We start from the raw sequence: 20,297 nt of genomic DNA on the forward strand, positions 1-20,297 counted from the left end.
TGTTTCTACGGCGGTGTGCCGATAGGGTCAATTCGTTGCCGGATTGGGCTGGGGGTGCATTGGAACAGGGGGCAGCGGACGCGGCCGGGGGATTCTCAGTGGCGACTCTTCGGCCCAGGCTCTCTGGCGCAGCTCATCCAGACGACGCCGCCGACAATGCACAGCCCGCCGATGATGCCCAGCAGTGTAAACCGTTCGCCCCACCAGATCACGGCCAAAATCGCGGCTACCACCGGTTCAAAGGTGGCCAGGACCGCAGCGCGGGCGGGTTGGAGGCGCTTCAGCCCGTGGCAGTAGATGGCGTAGGCGAGGTAGGTCGAGAAAAAGGCGATGGCCCCGACGGCCAGCCAGGCCGGAAAGGGATGGTATCCGAAATCGGCCAGAGGCCAGAGAAAGAAGGCCCCAACGGGCAGGGCATAGAAGAACAAGGTGCCTGAGGGGTAGCTGCCGAGGTAGTGTTTTCCGAAAATGTAATAGATGGCGTAGGTCAGGCCAGCGGTAAGTCCTGCGGTGACGCCGATCCAGTCCAGGTTGACCGGCCCGAGATCGGCGCGGCCAAAGGCCACGGCCGCCACTCCCAGGGTGGACAGGGCGATACTCGCGAGTTTGATAGGGGTCAGGGCCTCACTGAACAGCAGACGGGAGAGCAGCGCGACCCAGGAGGGCGCGGTGTAGAGCAACACTGCGGCCACGGCGGCGCCACTGCGGGCGACAGCGACCTGGTAGGCGCCGAAAAAAACGCTGACTGAAAAAAAACCGAAGACGATTGTCGGGCCGAGGTCGCGCCACTGGATGCGGAGTTGTCCGCGCAGACCGGCGTGGGTGGCGAAAAAGCCCCAGGCCAGGGCCGCCCGCCAGAAGGCGACCTCCATGGGCGTGAAGCCGTGAGCAAAGGCGTATTTGGCCAACGGTCCGATCAGCCCCCAAAGGGCGGCGGCGGTAAGGATAGCGAGGATGCCGGACATGATCAGAAGGTCAGGCAGTGCCAGCCGGATTGGAGCATGTCGGTCAAGGGCTGTCCCATGTACTGCACATCGATCCCCAGATCGGCCAAGGTAGCGCTCACACCGTAGTTCTCAGCGCACCGTTGGCAGGCCAACAGCTCGACGCCGTCGCTTTGCAACTCGTCCAGCAGTGCCTGAACCGGCGCATCCTCTGCCGCGACCTGGGCTGAAGGGCCCCAGATAATCAAGCGGACCCGATCCCACCATCCGTTGCGCAGGCTGTTGCGAGCGTACATGGCGACGAGCTGCTGGAAAACCTCCGGATCGCGGCTGCTCCAGAGGAGTACGAGATTGGGCGTGTTCGGCATGGTCTCTCCTGGCGTGGGCTCGTGGTCGTGTTGCAGACGGTTTGTCGGGGTGTTGCTTGACGTTTTGGGCACGGCAGCTGTTTTTTGCGGCCGTGTCAAGGACAATTGCCCCATAAGTGGACCGAAGGCCTTGATCCAGCTCAAAAAAGGTTCTTTGACGGATCCTGTGGATTTTTGGAGTTTGCCGTCTCTTCTGTGTGCCCACTTTCGGCCCGGTATTTTCTCAATCCCGCCAAAGGGGGATCCTTGCCCCCTCCGGACTCTCAAGAGGAACAGAACTCCAGGTGTCGAAGATGGCCCTTGTTGCATCGGAATCCGCCTGGGAGCATTCAGTTCGCGGGGTTTCCCCCTTTTGGCGGGACCAAGAAAATGTGCGGGCCTTTCGCTCGAAGCACACAGAAGAGACGGCAAACTTTTGCGTTTGAAATTTCATGCCCTGTGACGAAGGGCCTCAAAAAAAAGCGGGACCGGTACCGGTCCCGCTGGGCAGGTCTGTTGTGGGTGGCGATCGCTGGATTAGAATTCGTAGCCGAGGCTCATGCCGACCATGTGGGCGTTGGCGTTGTCGAATTCCGCAGCGTAGACGCCTTCGTCTTCGACGCGTACTTCGTCGTAATCAACGGTCCGATCTTGGATCATGATGTAGTTGTAGGAAAGATCCAGGGTCCATTGCTCGTTCAGGGCGAAGCCGGTGCCAAAGGAGAAGATCTGGCGGTCATCAGCCGGGATGAGATAATCGGCGTATTCATCCTGAACAGGAGACTGGTCGTAGACATACCCGGCCCGCAGATCGCACCACGGGGTCACGGCGTATTCCGCGCCGATATTGAATCGCCAAGTGTCTTCCCAGCTTTTTGGGGTAGTTGATGTATCTGAAGAAGGTTTGACTGAGATCACAGGTTTTTCGTAATTGAAAGTCAATTCGTCGTATTTGCTCCAAAAGGTGTAAGCTCCACCCACTTCCACAGTCAGCTTTTGGGTAAGATTAAAGGCTATGCCGGCCTGAAAACTGTCGGGTAAGGTGATCTCTCCCCATGCATCCATGTCTTGAAAAGAACCACCATATGCTGGATTAATGGCTGTTAACTTAGATAAATTAGACCGATCGAAGTTAACCTCCCCTTCCACTTTTTGATCTACCGGACTGCGGTAGATAATCCCGGCTTGGATCCAATCCAGGGGCTTGTAATGTAAACCGATATTAAATCCAACACCTTGACTTTGACCATTAAGGTCAGCGCTAAAGTCGTATGTGGTTGTTTCAGGATCAGTTTTTTGTCCTGCCAAAGCTGAGGCGTCCTTAACTTTCCGCTGCTGGAAATCCATATGCATCACTTCAACGCCCACGGCCAGAGAGACCGTGTCCGTGAGTTTCATGGCCAGGTTGGGATTGAAGGAGACGGTCTTGATGCCGGTGTAGCGGGTGTTGTAACGGCCGGGCCAGTCGTCGTGGTATTCTGTGCCCAGGGCGAAGCGGGTGAACACGCCGAGGCCGAGCCAGTAGCGGTCGGAGAGCTGGCGGGTGTAATAGGCGTGGGGCAGGGTCCAGATATTGTCTTCGCCGCTGGTGGTTTGTTCAGGTCCCCCTTGGGGTTTCGTGGTCACCTCGGCCTGGGGATAAATGGCTGTCAGGCCAAACAGGCCGTGGCCGCCCTCGAGTTGGGTGATACCGGCTGGGTTGGACGCCACCGCGGCCGGATCGTCGGCCATACCGACTACGGAGCCGCCGAGAGCGTTGCCGCGGGCGCTCCACTCGTACGTGGCGAAGCCGGCGCCGTTGGCTGTGGAAAAACTCAGTGTGAGCAACGCGAATGTGAATAGCACAACCTTACGCATGGAACCCTCCTCCCCTTGTGAATTGGCCTGTGTGTTCTGGTGGTCTGTGGATGTGTCGGAAAATGTTCCCCAGGTCCCTGCCGTTCCTGAAAATGGCCTTTCCGGAAGCGCAACGACCGAGCTTGGCACTCCTTGATTGATTGACGCAAAAATGTCAATAAATGCTTGATGGGGACACAATTGGATCTACAAGGAACGAGGCAGGCATGTACGAAGACAAAGAATTCCTTTTAGAGGACTCGCCGGGCTTTCTGCTCAACCGCACCGCGCTGCGGATCAAAAAGGATTTCCAGCGGCGCATTTCCGCAGCCGAGCTCGATGTCACGGCCGAGCAATGCGCAGTTTTGTGGAGTTTGTGGCGCCGGGAGGGGTGTTTCCAGCGTGAGTTGGCGGAACAGACCTTTAAGGATATCACCAATATCACCCGCATCCTGGACGGTCTGGAGCGCCGCGGCATGGTCAGGCGCGTTCGCGATGAACACGACCGCCGGATGAGCCGCGTGTATCTGACCGAGCAGGGCACAAGTTTGCAGGATAAGATTACGGCCATTGCCAGCGAACTGGGGCGCGACGCCTATCAGGGTATTGACGAGAGCGACCTGCAAGAATTGCGGCGAGTATTGAATCTGGTTTACGCGAATTTAAGCGACGCTTGACTGGCAGTTCAAAACATCTGCTGTGCCCCGGACGCTCAGCCTGGGGCGTATTCCTGCGCTCCTGCAGAAAAGAAAAGCGGTTTGCAGGTGGCGACTGTGTTCCTGGCAGGGAGTGGCAAATCTCCCAATGGCAGCACAACTGCAAGACGTTCACATTCGTGCGCACGAAGAGGTGCGCGGGATCTTGACTTTTGGAATATGTGAACGACCTGCAGGATACGGTATTTTTCCCAGTCAGCGAGGTGGTATTGCCGTTTCTTTGGGATTTGTGAGTGGCTTGTGCGCCTGGATCCCGGCCATGCACCCCGCTTGAACACACGAGTCCCGTTTCCTGATCAAAGAGGCACCCCGGAACAGGTTTTCGGGGTGCTTTTTTATCATCTGGCCTGGAGGCGCGCGGCGTATTGCAGCGTCCGCGAGGCTTGAAGCACCAAAAAGCAGAAGACCACGATCTCCCGGCCCCGGACAAAAAAGGAACGTGCCTGCATAAAGAGGATCTGGCTTTGTCATCTGGAAAAGATTGCCAGGCAGGAAATTATGAGCAAGAATTCCCTTGGCGTTCCGGGTCGAGGTGGGCCACCAGTTTTTTGAGCCAATACCGGTATTGGCCAATTTCTTTTTCGAGTTTGTGCCGCTCCTCACGCTGGGCCTCCGCGTGTTCTGCCACTACGTGTTCCAGGCTTTGCAGGCGTTGTTCCAATTTTTGCTGCTCCGCCCGGGCCTGGGCACTTTCCATCCTGGCTTCATGGAGTTGGCGGCGCTGCATCTTGTGGTGTTTCCAGAGTGAAGCAAGGGCCTTGTGCAGCACTTCCTGGCGGTGTTGGAGTTCTTTGAGGCGGGGATCGAGGCTGTGCGAAGCATTCAGGGAGCTGGCAAGATGTTCCAGCGTCTTGGCCTGACTCTGGACGAGGGTCTGGACGGATTCGAAAGGCGAGTGGACGGACTGGATTTCTGCTGCGGGATCCTGGGCGGGCTCGTCCGGCGCGACCCGCATGGTGCGCGGGTAATTCCTGGCTAAGTCTCGGGCGATGTCCTCGGTGGATTGATTGGCCTGATAGCCATCACGAATGGCCTGGAAGATATCCAGGGCCTGCTTTTTGTACCGCCGCTTGCGTCCTTCGCCAACCACCGGTAAATAATCTTCAAAACGATCCCGCCAATAGCGGACATTGCTCTCCGGTACTTCGAGCTGACGCGCGATTTCTTTGATACTGAGCAGGTCATCTTCCATATCCATCCCCCTGGCGGCCTGTTCTCCCGACGCGATTGGTGGGCCTTCCCCTGCATTGGTGTCAGCCGGTCGCTGTGATTCGCAGACGCCCACTTCACCTTCTAGCTACAGGTGCACGCCATGGCTCTTTCCAGTAAAGTGGTCCGCAGTGTGGTGCTCATTGCCGGCCTGATTGTCATCAGTATCGCCGTTGCCCTGTATATCCTGCGTCACCCGCCCAAGCAACCCACTCCCGGCGAGGCCATGGACCCTCGCGTGGAAGTGCAGGTCCAAGCCATACAACCCCGCGTGTTCCAGCGCAAGTTTACGTTGTGGGGGACTGTCCACCCCAAGCGCCAGGCAGCTGTTGCAGCCGGTGTCGCCGGCGACGTCCAATGGGTCAGTCCGCAATGCGAACCGGGGGAAATGGTGGAGGCCGGGCAAGCCCTGCTCCGTCTGGACGAGCGAACCTTCCGGGCCGTTTTTGAAGAAGCCCGGGCGCAAGTGGCCGAGGCGCAAGCCGCGCTGGCCCTGCAGCGCCTGGACAACGCCAAGCAGGAAAAAATCCTCGAACAATTGCGTCAGCAGGTCCAGGCCGCCCGGGCCAGCCTGCAGCGGTTTACGACCCTGCGCCAGCGTGAAACCATCTCTCAGGCGGAACTCGACCGGGAGCAGGAACGTGTCAGTGATGTCGTCAGCCGGTTTGTGCAGCAACGCGAGCAGGTTCGCACGGCCGCTGCGCAATTGGAGCGGGCCGAAGCCGCGTTGGCCGGGGCCAGGGCCCGGCAGGACCGGTCCCGGGCTGACCTCGAACGGACCACGATCCGGGCCCCGTTCTCCGGCAGGGTCATGCGCCGGGAGGTGGATACGGGCGACCGGGTGACGGTTGGACAGCCAGTGTTTCATCTCGGGCAGTTCCGTGAAGTCCGGGTCGCGGTGGAGATCCCGTCCAGTCGGCTCGCTCTGGTGCATAAAGGGGTGAAGGCCACGGTCCGTTTACCACAGGCGTCCCGCCAATGGGAGGGGCGACTGGTGCATCTGGCACCGTCGGGCGACGCCGAGACCCGCCTTTTCCCCGCTGAAGTGGCGGTGGAGAACACAACTGCCCCGCTTCTGCTCGGCGGGCAATTCGTCGCCGTCGAGTGCGCGGAGCGCGACCCAAAACGGTATATGGCCGTGCCCTTACGCGCCATCGGCCAGGATGACGAAGGGGATTACGTCTTTGTCGTTCAGGGGGATCCCCTGAGGGCGGTGCGACGTTCGGTTCAACGGCTCTGGTTTCAGGACGGCGAGGTCCTGGTCACCGGCCTCCAGCCCGGGGACCGAGTTGTCGTTGAAGGGCAGGCGGATTTGAGCTCAGGCACTGCTGTCAAAGTGGGGCGGTCATGAACCTCGCCTCCTTCTCCGTGCGCAATCCGGTGTGTATCAATCTGATCATGGCCACGATTCTGATCATGGGCGTGGTCCTGTATGTGACCAGGATGCCGAAGGAGATTTTCCCGGCCTTTTCGCAGGATATTATCCAGGTGACGACGGTCTACGGAGGGGCCTCGGCCCGGGAGATGGAGAAAAATGTCTCCATGAAGATCGAGGATGCGTTCGCGGACCTGGAAGATATTGAGGACATCTTTTCCACTTCTCAGGAAGGACGGAGCACGGTCCGGCTTGAAGTCTCGAAAGAGGTCTCGAATACCGCCAAACTGCTCAACGATGTCCAACAGGCCATCGACCAGATCGACGATCTACCGGAAGACGCCGAAGACCCGGTGGTCCAGGAACTCGATTCCGATCTGCCCATCATCACGGTCTCCCTCTACGGGGGGATCAATCTTCTGGAACTGGAACGCCTTGTCGAGGATCTAGAGGACGCCATCGCCGCAGTGCCTGGCGTGGCCAATGTCAATCGCAGCGGCCTGCCGGAGCGGGAGGTCTGGGTCGAGATCCGGCCGGAAACCATCAAGCAATATAAGCTCACCCTCCAGGATGTCACACGCATTCTCGACGCACAGAATTACGATCTGCCTGGGGGGACAATGGACACCACCGAGGGAGCCTATCTGCTGCGGACCAAGGGCAAGGCGGCCACGTTGGAAGACTTGCGAGAGATTGTCGTGGCCACCGGCCCCAACGGGGGGCAGGTGGTCCTGGACGACATCGCCACCTTGCGGGACTGGTTCGCTGACAAATCCACCCTGGGACGGTTCAATCGGCAGCGGGCCATCAATCTCAGCGTTTTTAAAAATGACGACGGCGACGCCATCAAGATCACTCAGGCGATCACGGAAGTGACCGAGCGGTTCGAGGGCCAACTGCCCCCGACGGTGCAAATCGGCCTGTTCAACGATCTCTCCGTGTATATCAAAAACAGGCTTGATGTCCTGAAAACCAGCGGTTTTCAGGGGCTGATCGTTGTTTTCATTTTGCTGCTATTGGCCCTGAATACCAGGGTGGCGGGACTGGTTACCCTCGGCATTCCGGTGTCTTTTCTTGGGGCGATTGTCCTGATGTACTATGTCGGCATGACGATGAACATGATCGCCATGTTCGCTCTGATTGTTGTGCTGGGACTCGTCGTGGATGACGCCGTGGTGATCGGGGAGAATGTTTACCGGCATTACGAGCAGGGGCTTTCTCCGGCGGAGGCGGCTGTGCGCGGGGCTTCAGAGGTGTCCTGGCCCGTGGTTTCCGCCGTGGCTACGACCATAGCCGCCTTTTTACCCATGTTGCTCATCCCCGGAACTATGGGCGTTTTTTTGGGGGTGATCCCCAAAGTGGTCACCTTTGCCCTCCTGGTTTCGCTGCTGGAGGCCTTGGTCATTTTGCCCTCGCACTTGGCGGAATTTTTGCCGGCGCGGCCGAAGCCGCCGTCGCGCCTGCGCCGGAAACTCAATGCGGGGGTGGATAGTGCGATTGATGTCTACGGCAGGTTCTTGGATCTGGTGCTTGAATGCCGCTATGTCTTTTTGACAGCGGTGATCAGTTTCAGCGCGGTTTTAATCGTATACAGTGCGGTCCATCTGCCGTTTATTCTCTTTGGCGAGTTCGAGGGAGCCCAATTTTACGTCAACGTCGAATGCCCACTGTCCTTTTCTCTGGAAGATACCGAAGAGTATATCAAGCAAGTCGAAGAACGCTTAGCAGAGACGATACCCGAGGCGGAACTTATTTCACTGGTGACCAATGTCGGCACGATTATGGATGACATGGACAGCTTTCGTTCTGGGCCTCATCTGGGCCAGATCATTGTTGAACTCAAGGAGTTTGGAAAGGGGCGAGACAGGCCGATCAAAGTTGTCAGTTCCGATGTGCGCGATGCCCTTGCGGATCTCCAGCGCGGTGGACGGCACATCGAAGTCCAGGAACTCCAGAGCGGTCCCGGAGGCAAGCCGATTTATATCCTGGTGACCGGGCCGCGTCTTGACGTATTGCAGGAAATTTCCTTTGAGATTCAGAATTTTGTGAGTCAGATTCCAGGGGTGCGCGATTTGAGCGACAATCTGGAGCCGGGCAAAACCGAGTTTCAGGTCGAACTGACCCCCTTGGCCCGGACGCTGGGGCTCAGCGAACGGGATGTGGCCTGGCAGTTGCGTTCAGGATTCGCAGGCATCGCCTCCACGACGAGTATGCAGAGCGCGGCTGAAGATATTGATATCCGGGTCCGCTTCCCGGAAGCCGTGGCAGATCGGGTGGAAACCTTGTACCGCATGCATCTGCGGCTCCCCGGCGGGGAGTTGGTTCCGTTGTCCGAGGTGGCCCGCGTGGCTCCGGTGCGGGGCGAGAGCGCTATTTTACGGGACAACGGACAGCGCTCCGTGGCCATCACTGGTGATCTGGACCAGGCCAAGACCACGGCGTCGGATGTCGCCCAGGCCGTGCAGGACCGTTTTGGCGATGTCGCGGAACGCTTCCCCGGATACCGTCTGACCACGCAGCGTGGTGAAGTCCAGGATATCAACCGCTCCATGACGGCGCTCAAGTTCGCCTTTTTATTGGCCCTGTTCCTGATCTATTTTATTCTGGGAACCCAGTTCCGGTCCTATGTTCAGCCGCTTATCGTCATGGCCGCCATCCCTTTGGGCATAGACGGTGTTTTGCTGGGCCATATCCTGACCGGCAAACAATTGGGGATCTTGTCCATGATCGGACTTGTGGCGCTTTCTGGTATTGTGGTCAATGATTCACTGGTGCTGGTCGATTTCGTCAACCGCTTGCGCAGGCAGGGCCAGGACCGACGGAGTTCTCTGGTTCAGGCCGGGATGATCCGGTTTCGCCCGGTGCTTCTGACGTCGTTGACAACGATGGGCGGGCTCTTTTTCCTGGCCTTTTTGGCCAAAGGGCAGGCCCAATTTCTATCGCCGATGGCCGTGTCCATCTTTTTTGGACTCATGATGGCTACACTCATTACCTTACTCGTGGTTCCGGCCATGTATTCGGTGACCGATGATATCGCTTTGCATTTTCGGCGCCGGCGGAAGGGGACGGTATGATACACGAGACAACAATTTCTTGTGACCTCTGTGGGGCTGCGATTGAAATCAGCGGTCGCTGAGCCACTGCCCGCCTGCGCTGCACGGGATGTGGCTGGGAGCGACCGCTGGCGGATTGCCGGGAGATACTGGAGGCCTACAAGGAGGCACTCTGTGCTGAATTGGAGGAGGACGGGGAATCGGCCTCGTCTTTGAAAGGATGTCAAACAGACAAGGAGAATGGCAATGCAGGTTGTGGCGATTAACGGAAGTCCTCGTAAAAACGGCAATACCGCGCAATTATTGCAGACCGTTTGCGCCAAGCTCAATACGCAAGGAGTCGAGACGGAAACGATCCAACTGGGTACCGAGCCATTGCGCGGATGCGTGGACTGCGGTGTGTGCAAGAAAGAAAAAAACAGTCGTTGTGTCTATGATGACGATCCCTTGAACACCATCCTGGCTCAAATGAACGCCGCAGATGGGATTTTGCTGGGCTCCCCGACCTATTTCTCGAACGTGACCACAAACATGAAATCGCTAATGGATCGGGCCGGACGTGTCTCCAGGGTCAGCGGATTCACCCTGCGGCGCAAGGTGGGCGCCCCTGTGGTGGCCATGCGCCGGGCCGGCGGGACCCATGTTTTCAGTTCGATCAACTATTTTTTCCTGATCTCCCAAATGATTGTCCCTGGTTCCAGTTATTGGAACCTCGCCTGCGGCCTCCAGGAAGGCGATGTCATGAAGGACGCTGAAGGGGTCAAGACAATGGAGTTGTTGGGAGAAAACATGGCCTGGCTTTTGAAAAAGCTTCGCGATTGATATACAATCCGAATCGGTGAGCCGCTTCCCGGAAGTGTGTCTTCGGCCTGGACAACGGACGTGGGCGCCTCCTTGGCGCCTGGAGAGATCCCAGCCCTGGGGCACGATCCGGGAAGCGAACTCGGACCAGGATGTGTCGCTCATTGAGCAGAAGCTCTGAAACGAGACAGGCTCCGCCACCCAGCACCCTGGAGGAGGAAATGCCTCCTTTCGGAGCCCTGACGGCGGCTGCGCTAAAACCACAGGAGGGACCTATGGGCTGGAAAAAAATAACAGCAATTGTATTGGGAGTGATTCTTCTGGTGGTGGTCGGAGCTGCCGTCTTTCTTGTCACCTATGACTACAACGCCCTCAAGCCGCAAATTGAGGCCGCGGTTGAGAAAAACACGGGCCGCAAATTGACCTTGGACGGGGATATCTCCCTGGCCCTCGGACTGACCCCGGCCCTGGTGGTCGAGGATGTCTCCCTGGCCAATGCGCAATGGGGATCGAAGCCGCAGATGCTTGAAGTGGGCCGCTTTGAACTCCAGGTGGCCTTGCTGCCCCTTTTTCAGCGCAACGTGGAGATCCAGCGTGTTGTCCTCCGGGACACCTCGGTTCTCGTGGAGACGAATACACAGGGTGTTTCCAATCTGACGCTGCACAAACCGCAGGCCGCAGCTGAACCCGAGCAGGAAACCAGCCCCGAAGCGCCAAGCGATGCTGCTTCCCAAAAGGGCCCTCTGCCCGGATTGGAACTCGACAATGTTCTTGTGGAAAACGGGTCCATTGATGTGCGCGACGCTGCTGGTGAAACCGTGACCTCCTTCTCGGTGCAGCGTCTGGCGTTGCAGACCCTGCCCAATAAAGACGTCCAAATGACGTTTGACGGCCAGTTCAATGGTCAGCCGCTTTCGATGAGCGGCACCGTCGGTCCCCTGCAGGGACTGACCGATGCCCAGCAGCAATGGCCCGTTGATCTTGCCGTGCAATCCGGTTCGGCTTCTGTTGCTTTGGAAGGAGCTATTCGGGACGTCTTCGCCCAGCGTGGCCTGGATCTGGACCTTTCGGCGACGATTCCCGAGCCAGCGGCCCTGAAGCCGCTTGTTGGCCAGGAGATTCCGGTGGCCGGGCCCATCGAGTGTACAGCCACGCTGACCGACACCGCGGCAAAAACGTTTCGCCTCGACTCCTTGCAGGTGCGGCAAGGGGAAAATCGCTTGAGCGGCACCGTTTCCCTCGCTCTCGGACCGCCCCTTTCAGTGACCGCGGATTTGACCAGTCCGCTTCTGGATGTGACCGCCATCACCACCCAGCCTTCTGGCGATACCGCACCTCCTCAGGAGCAACAGGGGGCTTCGTCCGCCGCCGGCGACCAGCGCGTGTTTCCGGACACAGAACTGCCGTGGGAGGCGCTCAGGCAGATCAATGCCCAATGTTCCCTCCAGGTTGGGACGCTGGTTATCCCCAAATTGCAGCTTGTTGATACCCAGCTGGAACTCGGCTTGAAAGATGGTCTGCTCACTCTTTCCCGTTTGACGGCCCGCTCCGGCGCCGAAGGGACGTTGAACGCCACAATGACAGTGGACGCCCGTTCCAAGCAGCCGCGGCTGGAATGTGCGGCACGGATCGAGCATTTTGCCCTGGAGCAGGTCCTGCGGGAAACGAAATCCGACAGTTTCCTCCAGGGCACGGTGAGTACCGACTTGGCGGTCACCGGACAGGGCCGTTCCGTGGCAGCGATCATGGCCGGTCTGGACGGCAAGTTGCAGGCGAGCATGAGCGAGGGCCGGCTGGCGAATGCGAGGCTTGAGAAGTGGGGCGCTGATCTGGGAGCGAGTCTGTTCCGTCTCCTGAATCCGCTGGAAGAGCGCGGACGATTTACCCCCATCCAATGCGCTGTTCTTGTCGTGCCGATCGATTCCGGACTGGCCCGGGTGCAGGCCTTGGTCGTGGATACGCCGCGCATGCTCCTGCGGGGACAGGGATCCGTCAATCTGCGCACAGAAGCCCTGGATATCGGGCTGGATCCGCAGCCCAAGGAAGGATTGCAGACCGGGGTTCTGGGCAAGTTGAGCCTCAGCTTCAGCGAACTGGCCCAGGCCTTCCGCCTCGGGGGGACCTTGGCCAAGCCGTCATTGGCGTTGGACAAGACGAAAACGATCGAGACCTTGGGCAAAGGCATCGGCGGGACACTGCTCTTTGGTCCGGCCGGGGCCGCTGCAGGGCTGCTGGGTTCCAGCGATACGTCCGACAATCCGTGTCTGCAAGCCCTGGAGGGGGCGGATGCTGCCCAAGAGCAGCAGGCAGAAAAACCCTCCTCGCCCCAGGAGCAAGTGGAAAAAGGGCTCGAAGATTTGGGCGGTAAACTGCAAAAGCTCTTTGAGTGAGGCGCAAACCGCATGGTGCAATGCCTTGTTTTGAACAAGGCCAGCCTCCTGCTTTGAACGACAAATCTGTACAAGGAGTACGTCTGCATGCAGGTGCAAACAGCAACGATACGGTCAGCCTACCACCTGGAGGGGCCGGCAACCGCTCCGGTTGTTGTCTTCAGCCATTGTCTGGCCGGCAACCGGACGCTTTGGGCTCCCCAGATGGACGCCCTGAAAAAGGACTACAGGGTGGTGAGCTACGATATCCGGGGACACGGCGAATCCGAGGTGGTGCCTGGCCCCTATTCCATGTCTGAGTTGGCTCAGGACACCATCGCCCTTCTGGATGCGCTCGACCTGGACCGGGTCCATTTCGTGGGGCTCTCGCTGGGCGGCATGATCGGCCAAGTACTCGGGGCGATGTATCCGGAGCGATTCGTGTCGCTGGCCCTGTGCGACACCACGGAGGCCATTCCGGCCAGCGGCGCCCAGGAATGGGACAAGCGGGCGGAAATCGCGCGACGCCAGGGAATGGCGCCCTTGGCCGAGGCCAATCTCGAACGGTGGTTGTCTCCCGCCTTTCGGGCCGAGCGGCCGGAGGAGACTCAGCGTATCCGTGACATGGTCCAGACCACTCCGGTGGAAGGGTTTGCCGGATGCTGCGCGGCCATCAAGGGATTCGATTTTTCCGAGCGGCTCTCGTCGGTCACGGTGCCGAGTCTGCTCCTGCATGGGGAACAGGACGGCCTTATGCCCAGGGACAAGGCTGAGGCCATGGCCCGCATGATGCCCCGAGCCCGGGTGGCGACCCTGACCGAAGCATTACACTTGAGCAATATTGAACAAAGCGAGGCCTTTGTCCGGGAATTGCTCGCCTTTTGGGACGGGAGGAGCTAACGGGGCCGGGAAGGCCGTATGGGAGGCTTGCACAGCCGTTCGCTCCTTTCGCGGCTCCGGATGGAGCCGCTTTCACGATAGGCAGACGCCCATGCGGAAGGTTTCCCGCAGGGGCGTCTGGATGAGAGGAGGCCACGGGTGTATTAACCGATGGCGTCAGGTCCCGTTTCTTCGGTCCGGATGCGCATGGACTTGGCAATATCCAGGACAAAAACAACCCCATCCCCTTCTCTGCCGGTTTGCGCCCCTTCCCGTATCGCGTCGAGGGCCGCATCCACGAACTCCTCGTTGACGCCGATTTCCAGGCGGATTTTCTTGAGCAGATTCACTTCCATGACCACGCCCCGGTAGGTTTCAGTGAACCCTTTCTGGCGACCGCTACCGAGGATGTTGGTCACGGACATATTGTAGACCCGTTTGGCATACAGGGCCTGTTTGACCGGATTGAGGCGCTCTGGTCTGATATAGGCTATGATGAGTTTCATAGTGGGTCTCCTTACTCGGTGCTGAAGATCTGGAAGCCGTTGTAGGATTCCATGCCGTGTTCCGTGATATCCAGGCCCTTGCGTTCTTCGTCTTCATCGACGCGGATGCCGATAAGGGCGTCAACTCCTTTGAAGGCCATAAAACCAACGCCGAAGGCCCAGACGAAGACCGAGGCGACACCCAAGGCCTGGATGCCCAGGAGATTGATGCTGCCGCCGTAGAACAGCCCGGTCAGTCCACCGTATCCAGGTGCGGCCAGAAGACCGACACACAAGGTTCCGAAAGCGCCGCAGGTGCCGTGGACGGAGACGCAGCCCACCGGGTCGTCGACCTTCAAGACTTTGTCGATGAATTCCACGGACAGGATACACAGGATACCGGATCCGAGCCCAACGATCATGGCGCCGATGGGGGAGAGTTCGTAACAGCCGGCGGTGATACCCACGAGCCCGGCGAGGATGCCGTTCAGGCTCATGGTCGCGTCCGGTTTGCCGAAACGCAGCCAGGCCATGATCATGGCGCCCAGCGCCCCGGTGCCGGCGGACAGACTCGTATTGACCGCGATGTAGCCGATGGTGCCGTCAGCCGTGGTTGTGGAGCCGGGATTGAAACCAAACCAGCCGAACCAGAGGATGAACACACCCAGACCGGCCAGAGGAATGTTGTGGCCGGGGATGGCCCGGGCGGTTCCGTCCTTGGTGTATTTGCCCAAACGGGGACCGACTACGATGGCCCCGGCCAGGGCGATCCAGGCCCCTACCGAATGGACCACTGTGGACCCGGCGAAATCTGCGAAGCCGAGACTTTCCAGCCAACCCGCACCAGCGTCACCAAGCCAGAGGCTGCCCCAGGCCCAGTGTCCGGAGATGGGGTAGATCAAACCGGTCACAATGATGCTGATCAGGATATAGGCCGGAAATTTGGTGCGCTCAGCGACGCCCCCGGAGACGATGGTCGCGGCGGTGGCGGCAAAAACAGACTGGAAAAACCAGAAGGTCAATGTCCACTGTCCGTCAGGAGAGGTGGCGTCGACGCCGCCGAGGGCGAAGCCGCTGCCGCCGAGAAGGCCGCCGACATCAGTGCCGAACATCAGCGCGAATCCGAAAAAGAAGAACATGACCGAGCCGGCGGAAAAGTCGAGCACATTTTTCATCAAAATATTGCCCGCGTTCTTGGCCTGAGTGAAGCCGGCCTCGACCGCGGCAAATCCGGCCTGCATGAACATGACCAGGATGGCTGCGATCAGGGTCCAAAGGATGTTGCCGTGGAACTGACTTAATGGGGCCTCGGCCGCCAGGGCCATCGTGGGCACGAACCCCAGAACGGCTGCAAACGCCAAGGGGCGAAGCACGTTCGATTTGCAAAGTGAAGTTTTTCGTGACCGCATTGTCGTACCTCCCTAGAAGATGTTTTGCGGTGTGGTGTGTCGAAAGGGAGGTAGCAAGGATGGGGCCAATTTTTATAATAGCTTGAAATATAAGCTTTTATCGTTTTTTAAGCCCCGGAGGGGCGCAGATAGCTTTTGACAAAATTGAAAACGAAGGGGCGCTGAATGGTTGTTCAGTACAGATGGCCGGAAGCAAAAGGGTTGCCTTCTGATTGCAAAATACCTAAGATATTGAGATGATTTTCTAATATTTTGTTACAAAAATGGAATGTCTGTTTTTCGTGTTTTGAGGCGTATTTGGCCTTGACAAAAAATCCAGGGGCCCGCTAGTACTTAAGCCATGACGACACACAAGGACCACACCTCCATGATTGCCACTTCCATTTCTGAAACCGGCTCCGGTTTCTATTTTTGGTATTGGTTTTTTATGAGGGCCTGTGGTCCAGGTGCTGGCGTGGTTTCATAGAAAGAACCAAATACCCAGATACCCTAGGGCCGCAGGCAACAGCCGGCGGCCCTTTTTTTGTATCCAGGCAAGGGGCGCCGGTTTCGGTCCGGGGCAAAAGGAGGATGCCATGCATTTGGGAAAAGCCCTGCGATTAGAGCGGATTGTGAATCGGAACACCGGGCGGACGATCATTGTGCCCCTGGACCACGGCGTGACCGTGGGGCCCATCTATGGGCTTGTCGATTTGCGGGAAACAGTGGATAAAGTGGCTGAGGGCGGAGCGAACGCCGTACTGATGCACAAGGGGCTGGTCCGTTGCGGCCACCGGGAGCACGGCCGCGATGTCGGGCTGATCGTCCACCTCTCCGCCAGCACCGCCCTGTCACCCTATCCGAACGCCAAGACTCTGGTGGGGTCGGTCGAGGATGCCATCAAACTTGGGGCTGATGCGGTTTCCGTGCATGTGAACATAGGGGACGAATCGGAACGGCAAATGTTGTCCGATCTCGGCAATGTCTCGAGCCGGGCCGCTGAATGGGGTATTCCAGTGCTGGCAATGGTCTATGCCCGGGGGCCAAAGATCGAAAACGAATTCGATCCCCAGGTCGTCGCCCATTGCGCCCGCCTCGGCGAAGAACTCGGCGCTGACGTGGTCAAAGTGGTCTATACCGGGGATATTGAAAGTTTTTCAAAGATTGTGGATGCCTGCTGTGTGCCGGTGGTTATAGCCGGTGGCCCCAAGCTGGAAAATACCCGCCAGCTGGTGCAGATGGTCCACGATTCCATTGAAGCTGGCGGGGCCGGGCTCTCGGTCGGCCGGAACATTTTCCAGGCCGAAGCGCCGGACCGTCTGGTACGGGCCCTGCATCAGATTGTGCATGAGGATTACAGCGTGGAACAGGCCTTGAGCCTGCTGGAAAGCGGCGAGTAGCCTTTACAAAAATGGTATTTACGTATTGGGAAGTGGTGGAAAGCGTATGATGACTGTGTATGTAAAGGCGATGCCCTTCGACAAGCAGGTGGTGACCCTGGCCCTGGAATCCGGTGTTGATGGGCTCTTTGTCGCCCAGGAGCATAAGGAGGAGGTCCTCTCTCTGGGACGGACCGCCGTGGTCACGCCCGAGGAGATGGAGGAAATCACGCTTGCGGACAAGGGTGATGAGGAGGAAGCGGCCACAGCATTGCGGGCCGGCAAAAATGTTGTTCTGCGCCAGGGGTGGGAGATCATCCCTGTTGAAAATCTTCTGGCCCAGGGCGGCCGTCTGGGACTGGAAGTGACCAGCCTGGAGCAGGCGCGGCTGGCCGCCGGTATCCTGGAGCGGGGCGTCGATTTTATCGTCGTGCCCCAGGAGGCCTGCGAGGCGATCAAGCCGATTGTCGATGGGATGAAGCGCAGTCAGGGGCAGCTGGACCTGGAGATCGGCCGGATCACCTCCATTGCCCAGGTCGGCCTCGGGCATCGGGTCTGCGTGGATACCTGCAGTTTAATGCGCACCGGCCAGGGGCTTTTGGTCGGCAATTCGGCCGCACTGACCTTTCTCGTCAATGCCGAGACGGAGTCGAACCCGTACGTTGCGGCGCGGCCTTTTCGGATCAATGCCGGCGGGGTCCACGCCTATGTCAGCATGCCGGGGGACACGACCTCCTATCTCGAAGAATTGCGTGCTGGAAGTGAGGTCCTTGTTGTCGGACATGACGGGACCACACAGGTGGCTACGGTGGGACGGGTGAAGACCGAAGTCCGCCCGTTGCTGCTGATCACCGCCGAGGTTGGCGGTTCTTCCGGACAGGTTTTTTTGCAAAATGCGGAGACGATCCGTCTGGTGCGCCCCGACGGCAGTCCGGTGAGCGTGGTCTCCCTGCGCGAAGGCGATGAGATCTTGTGCCGCACGGACAAGGCGGGTCGCCATTTCGGGATGCGCATCGACGAAGAGATTGTGGAACACTAAGCCATGGGTTTGAACAACCAGGACGAAATGACCATGACCGATACTTCCACTATCTCTCTTGAAACCTTGCGCGACGCCATTGACGGTGTCGACCAGGAACTGCTGCACCTGCTCAACCGGCGCGCGCAATTGAGTCTGCAGGTCGGTGAGGCCAAATCCACGACCAAGGGCGCCATTTTCAAGCCGTTTCGGGAGAAGGCCGTTTTAGAGCGGCTGTCCGCGCACAATCCCGGCCCATTGCCCCAGGACCATCTGGAATCCATTTATCGCGAGATTCTCTCGTCTTCGCGCGCCCTGCAACGACCGCAACGGGTCGTCTATCTCGGACCGGAAGGCACTTTTTCCTATTTTGCTGGGGTGCATGCCCTGGGCGGCAGTGCTGAATTTCATGACCAGCCGACACTCGAGGATGTCTTCCACGCCGTGTCCTGCGGACGCGCGGAACTGGGGATCATTCCCTTGGAAAATTCCCTGCAGGGCACGGTGGGGCAAAGCCTGGACCTGTTTTTGATGTACGAAGTCTTTATCCAGGCCGAAGTCTTTTGTCGTATCAGCCACAGCCTGCTCAGCTGCAACGGTGACAAGGGCGGCATCACCACCGTCTATTCGCATCCACAGGCATTGCAGCAATGCGGCGGTTGGTTGCGCCAACATCTCCCTCAGGCCAAGGTCGTGCCAGTGGAAAGCACGGCCGCGGCTGCGGCCCGAGTGAAAAACGCCTCAGAAGCCGCTATCGGCCACAGCGCTCTGGCCGGTTTGTACCAGCTCCAGGTCGTGGCCTCCCATATTGAAGATCTGCCGGAGAATTGGACCCGCTTTTTGGTCATCGGCCGTGGCGCTCCGCCGGCAGGGAACAGGGATAAGACCTCTCTGCTGTTTTCGGTGCCGGATAAACCCGGGGCCTTGGCCGGGGTCCTCAATCTTTTGGCCCGTGAAGGTGTGAATATGCGCAAGCTGGAATCTCGGCCCATGCGCGGTGAACGGTGGAAATACGTCTTTTTCGCTGATCTGGAGTGCGACCTGGGACGGGAGGAGTATACCCAGCTTTTGCAAGCCCTGGAGGCCAACTGTCACAGTTTTCGCGTTCTGGGGAGTTACCCCAACGGCCAAGCCCTGGATATGGGGCGGGAGGAATAGGCATGTACCATGTGGAGGTCACGGTCCCGGCAAGCAAGTCCCTCTCCCATCGGGCTTTGATTTGCGCTGGTCTGGCACTTGGAGTCAGTCGGGTGGAAAACGTCCTGGACAGTCAGGACCTGGACCGGACCCGTGCCTGTCTCGAAGCGCTGGGCACCCAATTCGAGGTCGAGGCCGACGGACTTGTGGTCCGAGGGCGCGGCGGTATCGGCCAGGTCAATCAGGCGAGTCTCGATGTCGGCGAATCCGGCACCACCTGCCGCCTGCTCACGGCTGTGGCCGCAGCCGGTTCAGGGGTGTTTTCCCTTGCCGGGCAAGGTCGGATGCACCAGCGGCCCATCGCGCCGCTGGCTTCGGCTCTTCACCAACTCGGATGCCGCTTTGAATGGCTCGAGGCGGACGGCTTTCTGCCCTGCCGGGTGCATAGCTCAGGGCTCAAAGGGGGGCAGACGACAGTGGCCCTGGATGAAAGCAGCCAATTTCTCTCCGGGTTGCTGCTGGCCTCGCCGCTGGCCTGTGATCCTCTGACTATTGGGATCGGCGGACAGCGGGCCGTCTCCTGGCCCTATGTGGCCTTGACTCTTGAAGTGATGCGTTTTTTTGGACAGGAGCCGATCCTGGAACAAGCGCACGGCGAGAGATGGCACTCCGTGCCCTTTGAGAGCAATCCCTCCATCGAGCCAAGTAAAACGCGGTTTCGTTGCCATCCCGGGGTCTACTCGCCGCAACGCTATCGGGTCGAGGGCGACTGGAGCAACGCGTCCTATTTCGTGGCCGCTGGTGCCATCGGGCCCCGCCCTGTGCGGTTGCGTGGTTTGTATAAGGATTCTCGCCAGGGCGATCGGGTCATTGTGGACATCGTCAAACAATTCGGTGCGTACGTTGAGTGGGGGCGGGAGTCGCTGGTCGTCGCTCCTGGACCTCTTCAGGGGCAGGAATTGGACATGGGCCCTTGCCCGGATCTCGTCCCGACGGTGGCGGTGATGGCCAGTCTGGCGGAAGGCCCCACGGTGATCAAGAATATCGCGCATCTGCAGCTCAAGGAGAGCGACCGTCTCAATGGCGTGGCCAATGAGTTGCGCAAGGCCGGGGCCGAGGTCACCGTTGAAGCGGATACCCTGACGATCATCCCCTGTCCGCTGGGGACCAAACCGCTGCGATTGTCGACTTATGATGATCACCGTATGGCCATGGCCCTTTCCCTGTTCCAGTTGGCCGGGTTGCATCTCCAATTAGACAATCCCGGTTGCGTGGCCAAATCCTTTCCCCGCTTCTGGGAACAATGGGACAAGGTCCGTCAGGCATCGGAAGGAACGTCCGAAAGGCCTGGAAATTGATGT

At 58.9% G+C, this 20,297-nt stretch carries 16 protein-coding genes; 10 read left to right on the plus strand and 6 right to left on the minus strand.

Features of this window, described 5'->3' with window-relative positions; translation table 11 throughout:
• Positions 1-95: 95 nt before the first annotated feature.
• The 3 genes from DRET_RS00515 to DRET_RS00525 form a co-directional block, all read right to left on the minus strand.
• Positions 96-965, minus strand: coding sequence for a DMT family transporter (locus DRET_RS00515; RefSeq protein ID WP_015750563.1), 870 nt, complete (start codon positions 963-965; stop codon positions 96-98).
• Between the two features lie 2 nt (positions 966-967).
• A complete protein-coding gene (locus DRET_RS00520) occupies positions 968-1,312 on the minus strand; it encodes a DsrE family protein (RefSeq protein WP_015750564.1) in 345 nt (114 codons plus the stop codon).
• Between the two features lie 516 nt (positions 1,313-1,828).
• Positions 1,829-3,148 carry an OmpP1/FadL family transporter gene (locus DRET_RS00525; protein WP_015750565.1) on the minus strand — a complete coding sequence of 440 codons (1,320 nt, stop codon included), beginning with the start codon at positions 3,146-3,148 and terminating at the stop codon, positions 1,829-1,831.
• A gap of 206 nt (positions 3,149-3,354) precedes the next feature.
• On the opposite strand from DRET_RS00525, the gene DRET_RS00530 reads away from it, so the two are divergent.
• Entirely contained in the window at positions 3,355-3,804 is a 450-nt protein-coding gene (locus DRET_RS00530) for a MarR family winged helix-turn-helix transcriptional regulator (RefSeq protein ID WP_015750566.1), read from the plus strand.
• 535 nt (positions 3,805-4,339) lie between these two features.
• Here DRET_RS00530 and DRET_RS12785 read toward each other — a convergent pair.
• The gene (locus DRET_RS12785) at positions 4,340-5,035 is read right to left on the minus strand and encodes a MerR family transcriptional regulator (protein WP_015750567.1); all 696 of its coding nucleotides are present in this window, start codon (positions 5,033-5,035) and stop codon (positions 4,340-4,342) included.
• A 120-nt stretch (positions 5,036-5,155) separates the two neighbouring features.
• Here DRET_RS12785 and DRET_RS00540 point away from each other — a divergent pair, with 120 nt between their 5' ends.
• The 5 genes from DRET_RS00540 (at position 5,156) to DRET_RS00560 (ending at position 13,550) form a co-directional block, all read left to right on the plus strand.
• Positions 5,156-6,403: an efflux RND transporter periplasmic adaptor subunit gene (locus DRET_RS00540; protein ID WP_015750568.1), complete on the plus strand. Its 1,248-nt coding sequence runs from the start codon at positions 5,156-5,158 to the stop codon at positions 6,401-6,403.
• Complete coding sequence (locus tag DRET_RS00545; protein ID WP_015750569.1) at positions 6,400-9,501, plus strand: efflux RND transporter permease subunit; 3,102 nt, start codon at positions 6,400-6,402, stop codon at positions 9,499-9,501. The genes DRET_RS00540 and DRET_RS00545 overlap by 4 nt, the downstream gene beginning before the upstream one ends.
• A gap of 225 nt (positions 9,502-9,726) precedes the next feature.
• A complete protein-coding gene (locus DRET_RS00550) occupies positions 9,727-10,302 on the plus strand; it encodes a flavodoxin family protein (RefSeq protein WP_015750570.1) in 576 nt (191 codons plus the stop codon).
• Between the two features lie 254 nt (positions 10,303-10,556).
• Positions 10,557-12,671: an AsmA family protein gene (locus DRET_RS00555; protein WP_015750571.1), complete on the plus strand. Its 2,115-nt coding sequence runs from the start codon at positions 10,557-10,559 to the stop codon at positions 12,669-12,671.
• 87 nt (positions 12,672-12,758) lie between these two features.
• On the plus strand, positions 12,759-13,550 hold the full coding sequence (locus DRET_RS00560) for an alpha/beta fold hydrolase (protein WP_015750572.1): 792 nt from the start codon (positions 12,759-12,761) through the stop codon (positions 13,548-13,550).
• 143 nt (positions 13,551-13,693) lie between these two features.
• On the opposite strand, the gene DRET_RS00565 is transcribed toward DRET_RS00560, so the two are convergent.
• Both DRET_RS00565 and DRET_RS00570 read right to left on the minus strand, forming a co-directional pair.
• On the minus strand, positions 13,694-14,035 hold the full coding sequence (locus DRET_RS00565) for a P-II family nitrogen regulator (RefSeq protein WP_015750573.1): 342 nt from the start codon (positions 14,033-14,035) through the stop codon (positions 13,694-13,696).
• Positions 14,036-14,046: 11 nt separating this feature from the next.
• Positions 14,047-15,423 carry an ammonium transporter gene (locus tag DRET_RS00570; RefSeq protein WP_015750574.1) on the minus strand — a complete coding sequence of 459 codons (1,377 nt, stop codon included), beginning with the start codon at positions 15,421-15,423 and terminating at the stop codon, positions 14,047-14,049.
• Between the two features lie 575 nt (positions 15,424-15,998).
• On the opposite strand from DRET_RS00570, the gene DRET_RS00575 reads away from it, so the two are divergent.
• The 4 genes from DRET_RS00575 to aroA are packed head-to-tail and all read left to right on the plus strand — an operon-like array spanning position 15,999 to position 20,294.
• Positions 15,999-16,802, plus strand: a complete 804-nt coding sequence (locus DRET_RS00575) for a 2-amino-3,7-dideoxy-D-threo-hept-6-ulosonate synthase (RefSeq protein ID WP_015750575.1) — start codon at positions 15,999-16,001, stop codon at positions 16,800-16,802.
• 46 nt (positions 16,803-16,848) lie between these two features.
• On the plus strand, positions 16,849-17,820 hold the full coding sequence (locus DRET_RS00580) for a 3-dehydroquinate synthase II family protein (protein ID WP_015750576.1): 972 nt from the start codon (positions 16,849-16,851) through the stop codon (positions 17,818-17,820).
• Positions 17,821-17,823: 3 nt separating this feature from the next.
• Positions 17,824-18,957 (plus strand): prephenate dehydratase, encoded by a 1,134-nt coding sequence (pheA, locus tag DRET_RS00585; RefSeq protein WP_015750577.1) that lies wholly within the window; start codon positions 17,824-17,826, stop codon positions 18,955-18,957.
• A gap of 2 nt (positions 18,958-18,959) precedes the next feature.
• Entirely contained in the window at positions 18,960-20,294 is a 1,335-nt protein-coding gene (gene aroA / locus DRET_RS00590) for a 3-phosphoshikimate 1-carboxyvinyltransferase (protein ID WP_015750578.1), read from the plus strand.
• Positions 20,295-20,297 lie beyond the last annotated feature (3 nt).

The sequence above is a fragment of the Desulfohalobium retbaense DSM 5692 genome, from assembly GCF_000024325.1.
In the GTDB taxonomy this organism is placed as follows: Bacteria; Desulfobacterota; Desulfovibrionia; order Desulfovibrionales; family Desulfohalobiaceae; genus Desulfohalobium; species Desulfohalobium retbaense.